This is a genomic window from Devosia sp. A449 (assembly GCF_054489375.1).
In genome coordinates, this window is sequence record NZ_JBTMWU010000001.1 from 472,995 (window position 1) to 486,626 (window position 13,632).

General features: G+C 63.3%; 16 protein-coding genes. 13 read left to right on the forward strand and 3 right to left on the reverse strand.

Annotation, left to right across the window (positions count from 1 at the left end):
* Positions 1-12 precede the first annotated feature (12 nt).
* Both pabB and pncA read left to right on the forward strand, forming a co-directional pair.
* Positions 13-1,782 carry an aminodeoxychorismate synthase component I gene (gene pabB, locus ACX3OW_RS02355; protein WP_459094134.1) on the forward strand — a complete coding sequence of 590 codons (1,770 nt, stop codon included), beginning with the start codon at positions 13-15 and terminating at the stop codon, positions 1,780-1,782.
* A 37-nt stretch (positions 1,783-1,819) separates the two neighbouring features.
* Complete coding sequence (pncA, locus tag ACX3OW_RS02360) at positions 1,820-2,455, forward strand: bifunctional nicotinamidase/pyrazinamidase (RefSeq protein ID WP_459094135.1); 636 nt, start codon at positions 1,820-1,822, stop codon at positions 2,453-2,455.
* Positions 2,456-2,511: 56 nt separating this feature from the next.
* Here the strand turns inward: pncA and grpE are convergent, their stop codons facing one another.
* Both grpE and hrcA read right to left on the reverse strand, forming a co-directional pair.
* Positions 2,512-3,090, reverse strand: coding sequence for a nucleotide exchange factor GrpE (gene grpE, locus ACX3OW_RS02365; RefSeq protein ID WP_459094136.1), 579 nt, complete (start codon positions 3,088-3,090; stop codon positions 2,512-2,514).
* A gap of 77 nt (positions 3,091-3,167) precedes the next feature.
* The gene (hrcA, locus tag ACX3OW_RS02370; protein ID WP_459094137.1) at positions 3,168-4,268 is read right to left on the reverse strand and encodes a heat-inducible transcriptional repressor HrcA; all 1,101 of its coding nucleotides are present in this window, start codon (positions 4,266-4,268) and stop codon (positions 3,168-3,170) included.
* A gap of 116 nt (positions 4,269-4,384) precedes the next feature.
* Between hrcA and rph the strand changes: the two genes are divergently transcribed.
* The 4 genes from rph to ACX3OW_RS02390 all read left to right on the forward strand — a co-directional run bounded on the left by rph (position 4,385) and on the right by ACX3OW_RS02390 (position 7,489).
* Entirely contained in the window at positions 4,385-5,101 is a 717-nt protein-coding gene (gene rph / locus ACX3OW_RS02375; protein ID WP_459094138.1) for a ribonuclease PH, read from the forward strand.
* 196 nt (positions 5,102-5,297) lie between these two features.
* Entirely contained in the window at positions 5,298-5,942 is a 645-nt protein-coding gene (locus ACX3OW_RS02380; protein WP_459094139.1) for a non-canonical purine NTP pyrophosphatase, read from the forward strand.
* Positions 5,932-7,089, forward strand: coding sequence for a radical SAM family heme chaperone HemW (hemW, locus tag ACX3OW_RS02385; protein WP_459094140.1), 1,158 nt, complete (start codon positions 5,932-5,934; stop codon positions 7,087-7,089). The genes ACX3OW_RS02380 and hemW overlap by 11 nt, the downstream gene beginning before the upstream one ends.
* 73 nt (positions 7,090-7,162) lie before the next feature.
* Positions 7,163-7,489 (forward strand): hypothetical protein, encoded by a 327-nt coding sequence (locus ACX3OW_RS02390; RefSeq protein WP_459094141.1) that lies wholly within the window; start codon positions 7,163-7,165, stop codon positions 7,487-7,489.
* Here ACX3OW_RS02390 and ACX3OW_RS02395 read toward each other — a convergent pair.
* On the reverse strand, positions 7,486-8,721 hold the full coding sequence (locus tag ACX3OW_RS02395; RefSeq protein ID WP_459094142.1) for a penicillin-binding protein activator: 1,236 nt from the start codon (positions 8,719-8,721) through the stop codon (positions 7,486-7,488). The two genes, ACX3OW_RS02390 and ACX3OW_RS02395, sit on opposite strands and share 4 nt — an antisense overlap.
* A 78-nt stretch (positions 8,722-8,799) precedes the next feature.
* Here ACX3OW_RS02395 and rsmI point away from each other — a divergent pair, with 78 nt between their 5' ends.
* From rsmI to ACX3OW_RS02430, 7 genes are all read left to right on the forward strand, one after another.
* Positions 8,800-9,687: a 16S rRNA (cytidine(1402)-2'-O)-methyltransferase gene (rsmI, locus tag ACX3OW_RS02400; protein ID WP_459094143.1), complete on the forward strand. Its 888-nt coding sequence runs from the start codon at positions 8,800-8,802 to the stop codon at positions 9,685-9,687.
* The gene (locus tag ACX3OW_RS02405) at positions 9,656-10,045 is read left to right on the forward strand and encodes a YraN family protein (protein ID WP_459094144.1); all 390 of its coding nucleotides are present in this window, start codon (positions 9,656-9,658) and stop codon (positions 10,043-10,045) included. Before rsmI ends, ACX3OW_RS02405 begins: the two co-directional genes overlap by 32 nt.
* A gap of 39 nt (positions 10,046-10,084) precedes the next feature.
* Positions 10,085-11,026 carry a glutathione synthase gene (gene gshB, locus ACX3OW_RS02410; protein WP_459094145.1) on the forward strand — a complete coding sequence of 314 codons (942 nt, stop codon included), beginning with the start codon at positions 10,085-10,087 and terminating at the stop codon, positions 11,024-11,026.
* Positions 11,026-11,406 (forward strand): hypothetical protein, encoded by a 381-nt coding sequence (locus ACX3OW_RS02415; RefSeq protein ID WP_459094146.1) that lies wholly within the window; start codon positions 11,026-11,028, stop codon positions 11,404-11,406. Before gshB ends, ACX3OW_RS02415 begins: the two co-directional genes overlap by 1 nt.
* 84 nt (positions 11,407-11,490) lie before the next feature.
* Positions 11,491-12,132, forward strand: coding sequence for a MarC family protein (locus tag ACX3OW_RS02420; protein WP_459094147.1), 642 nt, complete (start codon positions 11,491-11,493; stop codon positions 12,130-12,132).
* A gap of 766 nt (positions 12,133-12,898) precedes the next feature.
* Entirely contained in the window at positions 12,899-13,120 is a 222-nt protein-coding gene (locus ACX3OW_RS02425; RefSeq protein ID WP_459094148.1) for a hypothetical protein, read from the forward strand.
* Between the two features lie 74 nt (positions 13,121-13,194).
* Positions 13,195-13,626: a hypothetical protein gene (locus ACX3OW_RS02430; protein WP_459094149.1), complete on the forward strand. Its 432-nt coding sequence runs from the start codon at positions 13,195-13,197 to the stop codon at positions 13,624-13,626.
* Positions 13,627-13,632: the final 6 nt, after the last annotated feature.

A 13,632-nucleotide genomic window follows, 5' to 3' on the forward strand; every position in this document is an offset into this window, starting at 1 on the left:
TAGAAAGCCGCCATGTTCGCCCCCGGTTCAGTGCTGCTCCACGATACTCTCGATCCCGCCGGGGAGAATTTGCTGTTCACCGCCCCGCGCGAGATTTTGTGCGCCCATGACGCTGCCGGCGTGCGGGCGGCTTTGGCCCGGCTGGAGGCGGCCAATGCCGAGGGCCTGCATGCTGCCGGTTATCTCGCCTATGAGCTGGGTTTTGTCTTCGAGGAGCGCCTCACCTCCCTTTTACCAGAGCGCAACGCCACCCCCCTGCTCTGGCTCGGCCTTTACGACGCCCCCGAACGCCTGAGCCCGGCACAGGTCGAGCAGCGCCTCGCTGGCATCAGCACCGGCACGGCCCGCAACATCATTCCGCGCATGGACGAAGCCGCCTATGGCCTGGCCTTCGACACCGTGAAGAGCCTGATCGCGGCCGGCGATACCTACCAGGTCAACCTCACCTTCAAGGCCGGCTTCCAGTTGGACGGCGATCCGCTGGCGCTGTATCGCGAACTGGTGCGCAAACAGCAGGTCGCCTATGGCGCGCTGATCAACACTGGCACCCATTGGATATTGTCGCGCTCGCCCGAACTCTTCGTCTCGAGCCGGGCCGGCCAGCTCAGCGCCCGCCCGATGAAGGGCACGCTCAAGCGCGGCCGCAATCTGGCCGAGGACGCAGCCGGGCGGGCCGCTTTGGCCAGTGACGAAAAAAACCGCGCCGAAAACCTGATGATCGTCGACCTGTTGCGCAACGACCTCGGCCGCATCGCCGAAATCGGCTCGGTCAAGGTCACCGACCTGTTCACCGTCGAAACCTTTTCCACGCTGCACACCATGACCTCGGGCATTGTCGCCCAGCGCCGCCCGGGGGTGAGCACCAGTGACCTGCTGGCCAATCTCTTCCCCTGCGGTTCGATCACCGGCGCGCCCAAACTGCGCGCCATGGAAATCATCCACCAGGTCGAAGCCGGACCGCGCGGCGTCTATACCGGCTCCATCGGCTACTTCGCCCCCAATGGCGATCTGACCCTCAATGTGGCGATTCGGACCGCGGTCATCGACAATCACGGCAACGGCGAAATCGGCATTGGCGGCGGCATCGTCGCCGATAGTCAGGCCGAAGACGAATATCGCGAGGCTCTGCTCAAAATGGCGTTTTTCACCGAACCGGCCCAACCGGTGACCCTGATCGAAACCCTGCTCTGGCAACCGGGTAGCGGCTATGATCTGCTCGAGCGTCACCTGCACCGGCTCGAATTGTCGGCACGCTATTTCCAACTGCCAGCAAACCGCGAGAAAATCGCCAGCATGCTGGCAGATCATGCTGACAGCTTTACCGACGCCGCCATGCGGGTACGGCTCACCCTCGACGCCAGCGGCCCGGCCATTACAGCCGTGCCCCTGCCGCCCAATCCGGCCCTGTTCCGCTTCGCCATCGCCGATACACGCCAGGATTCGCAGAACCGTTTTCTGCTGCACAAGACCACCAACCGGGCCATGCTCGACGAACCGCGCCAGCGCGCCCAGGCGGCTTTGGGCGTTGATGAGGTGGTATTTTGCAATGAACGCAATGAGTTGACCGAAGGCTCGATCACCAGCCTGTTCCTCGAACGCGATGGGGTCTTGCTGACCCCGCCACTATCCTCGGGCCTCTTGCCCGGCACACTGCGCGCCGAATTGCTGGCCACCGGTCGCGCGATGGAACAGATTCTGACGCTGGATGATTTGCCAAAGGCCGACGCCGTCTGGCTCGGCAATTCCGTGCGCGGCCTCATCCGCGCCGAATGGGTACAATAAGCCTTCTTGCTGCAAACTGACGATTTCTGGAGTGAAAATGACCATCAAGATCAATCCCACCGACGTGCTGGTCGTGGTCGATGTGCAGAATGACTTTTTGCCGGGCGGCAGTCTGGCGGTGGCCGGCGGCGACGAAATCGTGCCGCTGATCAACACCCTGGCCCGCCATTTCAGCAATGTGATCTTCACCCAGGACTGGCACCCGTCCGATCACATTTCCTTCGCCAGCCAGCACCCCGGCAAGGCCCCCTACGACATGGTGGAACTGCCCTATGGCCCCCAGGTGCTGTGGCCCGACCATTGCGTCTGGAACAGCCACGGCGCGGCCTTGTCCGCCGATCTCGACGTGCCGCATGGCCAGCTGATCATCCGTAAGGGCTTCAACCGATTGATTGATTCCTATTCTGGATTCCAGGAAGCCGACCGCTCGACGCTGACCGGCCTCGCCGGTTATCTCAATGAACGCGAAGTCGACCGGCTCTATATCGCCGGCCTCGCCACCGATTTCTGCGTCAGCTGGACCGCCATCGACGCCGCCGCCGGCGGCTTCGACGTCACCGTCATTGACGACGCCAGCCGCGCCATCGACACCAATGGCAGCCTCGCCGCCGCCTGGGCCGCCATGGCTGAAGCCGGCGTGGAGCGCATCCAGTCCAAGGATATTCTGGGCTAACCCACAAAAGAAAATCCCCGCTTTCGCGGGGATTCACGTGAAACTATTGGTCTAAATCAGGCGCTCTTGTCGACCGGCTCGCCGCTGGGAGCCGCAACCGGACCGCCCTTGGCGACGCCGACCATGGCGGGTCGCAACACGCGCTCGCCAATGGCGAAACCGCCCTGCACCACCTGCACCACAGTGCCTTCCGGCTTGGTCGCGTCCGGCACTTCAAACATCGCCTGATGCTTGTGCGGATCGAACTTCAGGCCCTCAGCCTCGATCGGCACGACGCCATGCTTGGCCAGCAGGCGCTGCATTTCGCGCTCGGTCATCTCGATGCCTTCGATCAGCGATTTGACCGTCGGGTCTTCGGATTCGCGGGTGCCTTCCGGCAGCATTACCAGCGCGCGGTTCAGCGCATCGGTGGCGCTCAGCATGTCGCGGGCAAAGCCGGCAATGGCATAGCTGCGCGTGTCGGCCACGTCGCGCTCGGTGCGCTTGCGCAGGTTTTCCATCTCGGCGATGGTCCGCAGCACGCGATCCTTGAGCTCGGCATTCTCGGCGCGCAGCGCTTCCACCGGATCAATGGTCTCTTCGACCGGGATTTCGACTTCAGGCATTTCGCCCGGGGCGGCGTTGTCGTCGCTCATCTGTTTTGTTCCGCATAACAGTCAAAGGATTTGTCCCGCATATCGGCCAATACGACCGGATTTTCAAGCCTCCGCCGCTAAGTCCGCTTTCTGGCCATCATCGCGCTGATCACGTTTGCGGTATAATCCACCACCGGCACGATGCGCGCGTAATTCAGCCGCGTCGGCCCGATCACGCCCAGCACGCCGACAATGCGGTCATTGGCGTCCTTATAGGGCGACAGGATTACCGACGAACCCGACAGCGAAAACAGCTTGTTTTCCGAGCCGATGAAAATTCGCACCCCCTGCGCCTTCTCGGCGTCGCCGAGCAGGTCGAGCAAGCCGTCCTTGCTTTCCAGCTCATCGAATAATTGCCGCATGCGCAGCAACTCATCGCTCGCCATGGTGTCATTAATCAGATTGGCCCGGCCGCGCACGATCACCGTCGGCTGGCTATTGGCCGAAGCCTGGCCCAGCGTGGCGATGCCGGCATCCACCAGCTTCTGCGTCAGTTCATCCAGCTCGGCGCGCTGTTCGGCCTGCCGGTCAGCCAGCGCCTTGCGCGCCTCGGCAATGGTGCGCCCCACCACATGATGGGCCAGATAATTGCCGGCCTGGGTCAGCACTCCGGCGGTGAGCCCCGGCGGAATATCCATGATGCGGTTTTCCACCTGCCCGTCCTGCCCGACCAGAATGGCCATGGCGCGGGTGGCGTCGAGCCGCACGAATTCGATATGGCGCAGCACCACGTCGGCCTTGGTGGCGATCACCACGCCGGCGCCCTGGCTGAGGCCGGAGAGCAATTGGCTGGCCTCCGTGAGAACATCTTCCACCTGGCCGCGCTGCTGGCCTTCGATGGAGTGCGCAATCTGGGCGCGCTCGCTCTCATTGACCGAGCCAACTTCGAGCATGGCATCGACGAAAAACCTCAGCCCTTCCTGGGTCGGCGCGCGCCCGGCCGAGGTATGCGGCGCGGCGATCAGCCCGAGATCTTCGAGGTCCGCCATGACATTGCGCACCGAGGCCGGCGACAGCCCGGTCTGCAGCATGCGGCTGAGATCGCGTGATCCCACGGGCGAGCCGGTCTCGAGATAACGCTCGACGATCTTCTTGAATATGTCCTGACTGCGGGCGTTGAGCACGCTCAGAAAGTCTTCTTGCGGCTTCACTATGCGGCTTTCGATAAAATCGTTCACTTTAACCCTGCGCTCTCATTTAAGCGCATTGCTGCTGCGCGCCAAGCCGCCAGTGCTTGTGAGCCGGGGCGAGGAGGGTTAAGAGGCGGTTAACAGTAATTTTTCGTGGAATCCTAATGCGCCCTTCCGGACGTGAGCCCCATCAGATGCGCGCAGTCAGCATTGAGCGCAAAGTCGCCATGAAGGCGGAGGGCTCCTGCCTCGTCTCGTTCGGCAATACCAAGGTGCTGGTCACCGCCTCGGTCGAAACCAGCCTGCCCGGCTGGCTGCGCGGCAAGGGCCAGGGCTGGGTCACCGCCGAATATGGCATGCTGCCCCGCGCCACTGGTTCGCGCACCCGCCGCGAAGCCAGCGCCGGCAAGCAGACCGGCCGCACCCAGGAAATCCAGCGCCTGATCGGCCGCAGCCTGCGCGCCGTGGTCGATATGCAGCTGCTGGGCGAAAACCAGATTACCATCGACTGCGACGTGCTCGAAGCCGATGGCGGCACCCGCACCGCGGCGATCACCGGCGCTTATGTGGCGCTGGCCGATGCTATTGCCTGGATGGATGAGCGCAAGCTGACCAAGGGCAAGGCGCTGCGTGATTCGGTCGCCGCCGTCTCCTGCGGCATCTATCGCGGCACCCCGGTGCTCGACCTCGATTATCTCGAGGACGTCGAAGCCCATACCGACGCCAATTTCGTCATGACCGGCTCGGGCAAATTCGTTGAAATCCAGGGCACTGCCGAACAGGTCCCGTTCAGCCGCGACGAGCTGAACAGCCTGATGACGCTAGCCGAGCAGGGCATTGCCGATTTGACCCTGCTGCAACAGACGGCGCTGACCGCATGAAGTTCTTTACGCGCAAAAAAGCCGCCCCTTCACCGCGGCCTGCGCCCCAGGCGGGCGAGGCAGACCGTGTGGTGTCGGCGGAGACTTGCGCGATCTGGCATGACATTACCCGCGCCCTCGATCTGTCGCCTCGCCCCGCTGCGGGTCGGACGAAGAGCGAAACCCGCAAGACCGCCCTCGGAGGGTCAACCGCACGATGACCAGTATTGCAAAACTCCGCGAAGGCGACCGTCTGGTCCTCGCCACCCACAATGTCGGCAAGCTCAAGGAATTCCAGGAGCTGTTCGCCCCGTTTGGTCTTGAGCTGGTATCGGCCGGCGAACTCGGCCTGCCCGAGCCTGACGAAACCGGCACGACGTTTGCCGAGAACGCCCGCACCAAGGCCCATGCCGCCGCGCAAGGCGCCGGCATGATCGCGCTAAGCGATGATTCGGGGCTGTGCGTCGATGCGCTGAATGGCGATCCCGGGGTTTACACCGCTGACTGGGCCGGCGTGCCGCGCGATTTCAACCGCGCCATGAAGCGCGTCGAAGATGCGCTGCAGGCCGCCAATGCTACCGAGCCGTCGCGCCGCAAGGCCTCGTTCAATGCCACGCTCTGCCTCGCCCATCCCGATGGCCGCGACGTGCTTTATGTCGGCAAATGCGACGGCACCCTGGTCTGGCCGCCGCGCGGCGAGCAGGGCCATGGCTATGACCCGATGTTCATGCCCGCCGGCTACGACATCACCTTTGGCCAGGTGCCGCCGGACATGAAGCACAGTTGGACCCCCGGTCAGCAGGGCCTGAGCCATCGCGCCCGCGCTTTCGCCCTGTTCGTGGAGAACCAGATTGAGCGCTAACCCCAACGACATGTTCGGGGTCTATGTGCATTGGCCCTTCTGCGCGGCCAAGTGCCCCTATTGCGACTTCAACTCGCATGTCCATCGCGGCGCCTTCGACGAAATCGACTATGTCGCCGCCTATGAGCGCGAAATCGCCACCGCTGCCGCCATGGCGCCGGGCCGCGTCGTGCAGTCGATCTTTTTCGGCGGCGGCACGCCGTCGCTGATGAACCCGCACTCGACGGCGCGCATCATCGACGCCATCGCCAAGCATTGGACCATGGACGCCAATGCCGAGATCACGCTGGAGGCCAATCCGACCAGCGTCGAAGTCGACCGCTTCAAGGGCTACCGCGCCGCCGGCATCAATCGCGTCTCGCTGGGCGTGCAGTCACTGCGCCCCGGCCCGCTGGCCGAACTGGGCCGCCGTCACACCGTCGACGAAGCTATCGCCGCCGTGCGCATCGCGCAATCGGTGTTCGAGCGCTCGAGCTTCGATCTGATCTATGCCCGTCCGCGCCAGACGCTGCATGATTGGGAAGACGAGCTCAAGGAAGCGCTGTGGATGGCGCGCGGCCATCTCAGCCTCTACCAGCTAACCATCGAGCAGGGTACGCGCTATTTCGATCTGCAGCAGGCCGGCAAGCTCAAGCTGCCGGACGAAGATCTGGCCGCCGATTTCTATGAAATGACCCAGGAGCTGACGGCCGAAGCTGGCCTGCCAGCCTACGAGATTTCCAATCACGCCCGCCCCGGCCAGGAAAGCCGCCATAACATGCTGTATTGGCGCTATGGCGAATATGCCGGCATCGGTCCGGGCGCTCATGGCCGCCTGATGATCAACAATCAGCGCCACGCCACCGCCGCCGAAAAAATGCCCTTCGACTGGCAGAAAAAGGTCGTCGACAAGGGGCACGGCCTGGTGGTGGACGATGTGCTCACCTGGGAAGAACAGGGCGACGAATTTTTGGTGATGGGGCTGCGCCTCAAGGAGGGCATCTCCCCCGCCCGCTTCACCGCCCTCTCCGGTCGCCAGATTTCCAAGCGCCAGATCGATACCCTCAAGGGCTACGGCTTTGTGGAAACCCTGCCGAATGGCAATATCCGCGTGACGGAAAAGGGCTTTCCGGTGCTCGACGCCGTGGTCGCCGACCTGGCGGCTTAAGCAAGACTCCAAAGTATATTGGAATCTAAACTGCAACGGGCAATAATGCATCTCGCATGAATGGAGATGCGGGATGAAGGCAGAGAATAGCGGAATTCGCTTGTCTGATACTGATGCTGCAGTCGTAAAAGGTATGCTGCTGAGAGGCGACAGAAATCATGACATCGCAGCGTGGTTTGGCGTAAACCCGGGCCGCGTTGCGGATGTCAAGCAGGGTAGGACTTTTCCAGAAATTGTTCCGTCGCCGCTGTCGGATTTTCCGCCAGCAGGACCCTACTCGTCGGGAAAATCGCTACACAACGCTGCAATGGCTCTCGATGCTGCCAAACTGGCCTTGAACAATGCGATGGTAGATGTCGAGGTTGCGTTGGCTGAGGTCAGGCGCCGGACAGACGCTTAGAGCCCCGCGGCCTCCAGCATCTGCGCCCCGCCCGGCGCCAGACGCTTGATCGCCAGCGCGTATTCGCTGCGCCCATTGCCCAAAAACCGGAACACCCCGTCGCGCCCATTGAACCCCTGCGGGCTGGTCAGCAGCACCGGATTATAGGGCGGATTGGCCATCGACAGCGTGTTCACATTGGCCAGGATGGTTGCGGTATAGGCGAGGGTGGCCAGCGCGTGCGGCTGACCGCCGAACTGGCGCTGATAATCGCCGCTGATTGCCGCCATGCCGGCCGGGTCGACACTGGGATAGATCGCGCCCACCAAGGCGCTGCTGCTGGCGATGCTCGGATCGCCCTCCCAATCGGCCGAGCCGACGATTTGCACCATCTCCGGCGTCACCCCGGCCTGCGCCAGCAGCAGGCCAAAATTCGGCGCGGTGGCGCGGTCGGGCAGGAACAGCGTGTCGATCATGCCCTTTTTGATCTCGGGCAGCGCCTGATTGATGATCTGCTGGGCTTCCCCGACTGACGAGAAACTATAGACCGCATTGGGCGCATAGCCTGCGGCAATGGCCTGTTGGCGGAACGCTGTCTGCTGCGCCTGGCCGAACTCACTGGTCGGGAACACCCCGGCAATGCCGCGTCTGCCCTGCGTCTTGAGCCAGTTGAGCGAGCGCTTCATCTCCATGTCTGGCAAGACGCTGAGCAAATACACGCCCGGGCTCGCCGCTATCGGATTGTTGGAAAAGCCGATCAGCGGCACCCCACCCGAACGCGCCACCGCGCCGGCTGCCGTCACCTGCTCGGCGCGCAAGGGCCCCAGGATCAATTTGGCCCCGCTGCTCACCGCCGCACTGGCCGCCGCCGTCGCGCCCTGCACGCTGGTGCCGCTGTCGCGCAGGGTGATGGTGATGTTTTCCGCGATATTGGGATTGGCCTCGATGAAGCTGATCGCCAGCCGGCTGGCATTGGCCAGTGACTGGCCGACACTGGCGATGCCGGGATCGCCCGAGAGCGGCAGCAACAGCGTCACCGGCACCGGTCCGCGGCCAAAACTCTGGCTCGGCCCGCTCGGTTGCAGGGGCTGGTTCGGCGTCATCTGGCCCGGCTGGTCGGGCGTTCCCACCGGGCCACCAAAATCCAGCACCCGGGAGCCGAGTTGCAGCGGCGCACAGGCGGCCAGCAAAACCAGCAGCGCCGATCCGACGCCGCGTGCTATGGCAGTGGCGATGTTTCCGAAAATCCGCATTTTCGGGCCTCTCAATGCTAGCAGTCTGTTAACACTTGGCAGCAATTGCTTAACCAATTCTCAACCAGCGGAATGGGCATGTCGGACACCAATTCGGGCTATTTCATCGCCGGCACCACATTTGCCGCCCCGCCACTGGCGCCTGGCCTCTATGTCGTCGCTACCCCGATCGGCAATCTGCGCGACATCACGATTCGCGCGCTGGAAACGCTGGCGGCCGCCTCTGTGGTGCTGTGCGAGGACACGAGGCAATCGGCCCGCCTGCTTGATCACTACGGCATCAAGGGGCGCCGCGTGGCGCTGCATGAGCACAATGAGCGGGCCAAGGCCGAGGACATCGTCCGCCGCGTCGCCGCCGGCGAAGCCATCGCGCTGATTTCCGACGCGGGCACGCCGCTGCTGTCCGACCCCGGTTTCCCGCTGATCCGCGCTCTCGCTGAAGCCGGCCAGCCGGTCTTCCCCATTCCCGGCGCCTCGGCGCTGCTGTCGGCGCTGGTGGTGGCGGGCCTGCCCACCGACGCCTTCGCCTTTCACGGCTTTTTGCCGCCCAAGGCCGGCGCCCGCGTCAATGCGCTCAAGGCGCTGACGGATTCACGTGAAACGCTGGTGTTCTACGAAAGCCCGCGCCGCTTGGACGACACGCTGGCGGCGATGGCTGAATTGTGGGGAGACCGCCAAGCCGCGGTGGCGCTCGAACTGACCAAGCGCTTCGAGCGGGTGCATCGCGGCACCCTGCCCGCGCTGGCTGCTGCCTTTGCCGACACCGAAACCAAGGGCGAAGCCGTCATTGTCGTCGCCGGCGCCGCCGCGCCCACCGCTCCCGACGCCGACGAATGGCAGGCGGCTCTGCTGGCAGCGATGGCTGACCAGCCGCTGCGCGTCGCCGTCGATGACGTGACCAAGCAATATGGGCTCAAGCGCAAGGAGGTCTATGATGCCGCCCTCGCCCTTAAAGCCGAAAAGTAAGGCGCGCATCAAGGCTTACCAGGGCGGCCAGCGCGGCGAGTTGCTGGCGGCCTGGCTGCTGCGCCTGCAATTTTACCGCATCATCGCGCAACGCTACAAAACCCCGGTCGGCGAAATCGACCTGATCGCCAGCCGCTTCGGCACCATCGTCTTTGTCGAGGTCAAGGCGCGCCGTCAGGCATCCAGCGAAGCCGAGACGCTGGCGTCGGTCAACCAGTCGCGCATCACCCGCGCCGCGCAATATTGGCTGGCCCGCCACCCCGCCGCAGCACAGGCGAACTGCCGCTTCGATGTAATTTTCCTTGCACAAGGCAGATGGCCGCGCCATGTCATCAACGCCTTCGATGCGGCCAGCTGAAGCTCCGGCCGCCCGACCACAGATCAAAAAGGGCCAAAAATGCTCAAAGTCGCGGTTCAGATGGACCATGTCGCCACCATCAATCCCCTCGGCGACTCCACCTTCGCCATGATGCTGGAGGCGCAAGCGCGCGGCCACGAGCTGCTGCATTACACGCCCGATACGCTGGCGCTGCGCGGCAATGTGGTGTCGGCACTAGCCGCCCCGATCCGCGTCTTCGACAAGCCCAAGGGCGAACATTACCAGCTCGGCGAGGCCAGCCGGGTCGATTTGTCGACGCAGGACGTGATCCATATGCGCCAGGATCCGCCTTTCGACATGAATTACATCACGCTCACCCATCTGCTCGAGCGGCTGCATCCCAAGACCCTGGTGGTCAATCCGCCGTCTGCGGTGCGCAATGCGCCGGAAAAAATCCTGGTGATGGATTTTCCCGAGCTGATGCCGCCGACTTTGGTGACGCGCGACCGCAGCCTGATCCATGAGTTCCGCAAGGAGCATGGCAACATCATCGTCAAGCCGCTCTACGGCAATGGCGGGGCCGGCGTGTTCTTCATCCAGGAGGGCGACCACAATCTGGTTAGCCTGCTGGAACTGTTCGAGCAGAACTATCGCGAACCCTTCATGATCCAGAAATACCTGCCCGACGTGCGCAAGGGCGACAAGCGGATCATCATCATTGATGGCGAGCCGATTGCCGGCCTCAACCGCGTTCCCGCCGATGGCGAAGCGCGTTCCAACATGCATGTCGGCGGCCGCCCCGAGCTGAGCCCGCTCACCGCGCGCGAGTTGGAAATCTGCGCCACCATCGCCCCGGCGCTTAAGGAACGCGGCATGATCTTTGTCGGCATCGACGTCATCGGCGACTACCTCACCGAGATCAACGTCACCTCGCCCACCGGCATCCGCGAGATCAAGCGCTTCGGCGGGCCGGACATTGCCGTGATGATCTGGGACGCCATCGAAAAGCGCCGCGCCTGATGTATCTGCTGCTGACGACGATACTGGGCGGCGTCGGCTGGTTTCTGTTCCGCCGCTGGCGCCGCACCCTGCCGGTCGACCAGCGGCTGACCCTGCCCTATTGGCGGAACTCGCTGGTCGTAGTCGGCGCCTATCTGCTGTCGATCCTGCTCGGCGCCGGCATCACCCGCATCATGGTTGGCTTCAACCGCTCCGGTTGGGCCGATCTGCTGATGGTGGCGTTTTTCACCGTATGGGTGCTCTACGGCGCCGTCTGGCTGCTGCGGTTTCTGCCGACAACACGGCCGAAAGCCGATTGGCTGAGCCGCTCGCGGGGCTGGATCGACGGGTTTGGCCTGCTGTTGCTGGCCGGCCTGGCGACCGCGGCACGCATGGTCTGACCCGGCGACAGCAGGCCCGCGGCAGGGGGTCGCCAAACGGTCACGAAAACGCTAGGTCTATCTCGCTCTGAGGGGACCGGCGTCATGCCCACAACTACCTTTTTCGTCGCCTTCGCGACGCTGTTCGCCACTGTGGGCGTGGCCGATATCGCCTTTATCTTCGCGGCGCTGACCAAGCATCACACCTCCAAGCAGCGTTTTGCCTTCGCCACGCGTGGCGTCATCATCGCCGGCATCATCCTGTTGCTCTTCGGCGTGCTGGGCAATCCGATCCTCGAAGTCTTCGGCATCACCATTCCGGCGCTGCGTACCGCCGGCGGCCTGCTGCTGTTTTTGATCGCTATCGACATGGTGTTCGCCCGCCATTCGGGCGGCACCGGCACCACTGACGAGGAAGAGGTGGAGGCCCGCCAGCGCCAGGATATCGCCGTGTTTCCGCTGGCCATGCCCCTGCTCGCCGGCCCCGGTGCCATCAGCGCAGTGATCCTGCTGACCACCGGCACCAAGACCAATCTGGAATATTGGTCGGTGTTGCTGGCGGTGGTGGTGATCCTGTTTCTGGCCTGGCTGACGCTGCTGGTGGCGATTCCGATCCAGCGCGTGCTCGGGGTCACCGGGCTGGCGGTGGTGTCGCGCGTCGTCGGCATCCTGCTGGCCGCGCTGGCGGTGCAGTTTGTCTTTGACGGGATCCAGTCCAGCGGGTTGCTCGGCCATACGGCGGGCTGAACACCCTCGAAAATTCGCTAAAATTGCACCGTTAAGCAAGTCTTAACGCTGGCATTGACCGCCGCAGCGCCAAGGCGCAGTTGATGGGCTCAGACCTTCTGCTGGAGGACCGAGCCTGTGCGTATCGCTACCGTTATCGCCCTGATGATCCTGGCCATGCTGGCCGCCAGTTCCAGCCACGGCAGCGTGCCGCGCACGGACATTCTAGTGTCGATGGCCCCCAGCCTCGCATCCTGACGCCTGGCCACAAAAAAAAAGGCGGCCGACCCCTGTCGACCGCCACATCTGTCGCGATTGGGACGCTTACTTCTTGGCGTTGCCAGCGCTACCCGAGCCCAGACCGGTGATCGGCTTGGCGGCGACGATCTTGTCCTTTTTGGGTTTCTTGGCTTCTTTGTTGCTGCGCATCTGACCCTTGGCCATTTCAGTCCTCCTCGGGCAAATTTGCCCGGTTCATAATAGGCGAAGGCTAGTCCCGACCCTGAGGGCTGGCAAGCCGATCCGGCATGTATGCCGGCAGTGATTTGACTTTCCGCCGCGTTCTGCTTTGATATGGGCATGCGCGCCAATCGTTCCGATCATCGCCAGCAGCACCGGATCCGCCTCCTTCGAGGTGTGTGACCTGGTTCGGCCACCTGCGTTGCAAGGGCCGGGCCAGGATAAGTCCCTAATTTTCCGCTGATTTTGCACCCGCTTTCCGCGGGTCAGTTGTCATCGTCCGTAGCACCCGCGTCTTGCCGACGCCGGGATGCGGCGATGCGTTTGTATGGATAATTCGATTATGACCTTCAAATATGCCGTCACCCTGCCCATTAGCGGCGCGCACAAGCTGCAGCGCTTCACCGATTGGGTCAAGTCGGTGCTACCCGATCTGGAATACAAGCTGCCGCCGCAGACCCCGGTCAAGACCGAAACCATGACCATCCGCCTGCGCGCTCTTGACGATCGCGCCCGCGTGCTGACGGCGCTCGGCACCAGCAAGCCCTGATTGACTGGCGCCGCGCCCTCCCTGGCGCGGCGCCCATTCCCTGTTTCATTTCAGCTGTTAAGGAGCCTCATAAAATGTCGGACTCGCCCCAGTTCGTCATGACCGATCGGGATTATGCCATTCTGCGCGGCATCGCCATGGCGCGCCCCTCAGGAGAACGCGGCTATTTCGATCTGCTTCGGCAAAAGCTCGTCCAGTCCGATGTTGTGGACTCCGAGATGATCGACCCTACCGTGGTCACCATGAACAGCCAGGTCCGCTATCGCGTCGGCGATGGCCGTTGGCTTGAACATAAACTGGTGCTCGGCGCCGCGCGCGAAGTCATCGGCCAGACCATTTCCCTGCGCTCGCTGCATGGGCTGGCGCTGCTCGGCATGCGCGACGAGCAGGAATTCACCTATGATTCCGAGCAGGGACCCGTCACCGTCAACTCGGTGCTGTATCAGCCCGAGGCCGATGCCGAGGTCGTCGATTATGGCCGCGCCCGCATGTGGCGCGGGCGCTAACCAAGT

Excerpts from the sequence above, each read along its gene's own strand:
- pabB (WP_459094134.1), top strand. The coding sequence starts at position 13 with ATGTTCGCCCCCGGTTCAGTGCTGCTCCACGATACTCTCGATCCCGCC.
- pncA (WP_459094135.1), top strand. The coding sequence starts at position 1,820 with ATGACCATCAAGATCAATCCCACCGACGTGCTGGTCGTGGTCGATGTG.
- grpE (WP_459094136.1), bottom strand. The coding sequence starts at position 3,090 with ATGAGCGACGACAACGCCGCCCCGGGCGAAATGCCTGAAGTCGAAATC.
- rph (WP_459094138.1), top strand. The coding sequence starts at position 4,385 with ATGCGCCCTTCCGGACGTGAGCCCCATCAGATGCGCGCAGTCAGCATT.
- ACX3OW_RS02380 (WP_459094139.1), top strand. The coding sequence starts at position 5,298 with ATGACCAGTATTGCAAAACTCCGCGAAGGCGACCGTCTGGTCCTCGCC.
- ACX3OW_RS02390 (WP_459094141.1), top strand. The coding sequence starts at position 7,163 with ATGAAGGCAGAGAATAGCGGAATTCGCTTGTCTGATACTGATGCTGCA.
- ACX3OW_RS02395 (WP_459094142.1), bottom strand. The coding sequence starts at position 8,721 with ATGCGGATTTTCGGAAACATCGCCACTGCCATAGCACGCGGCGTCGGA.
- rsmI (WP_459094143.1), top strand. The coding sequence starts at position 8,800 with ATGTCGGACACCAATTCGGGCTATTTCATCGCCGGCACCACATTTGCC.
- ACX3OW_RS02405 (WP_459094144.1), top strand. The coding sequence starts at position 9,656 with ATGCCGCCCTCGCCCTTAAAGCCGAAAAGTAAGGCGCGCATCAAGGCT.
- gshB (WP_459094145.1), top strand. The coding sequence starts at position 10,085 with ATGCTCAAAGTCGCGGTTCAGATGGACCATGTCGCCACCATCAATCCC.
- ACX3OW_RS02415 (WP_459094146.1), top strand. The coding sequence starts at position 11,026 with ATGTATCTGCTGCTGACGACGATACTGGGCGGCGTCGGCTGGTTTCTG.
- ACX3OW_RS02420 (WP_459094147.1), top strand. The coding sequence starts at position 11,491 with ATGCCCACAACTACCTTTTTCGTCGCCTTCGCGACGCTGTTCGCCACT.
- ACX3OW_RS02425 (WP_459094148.1), top strand. The coding sequence starts at position 12,899 with ATGGATAATTCGATTATGACCTTCAAATATGCCGTCACCCTGCCCATT.
- ACX3OW_RS02430 (WP_459094149.1), top strand. The coding sequence starts at position 13,195 with ATGTCGGACTCGCCCCAGTTCGTCATGACCGATCGGGATTATGCCATT.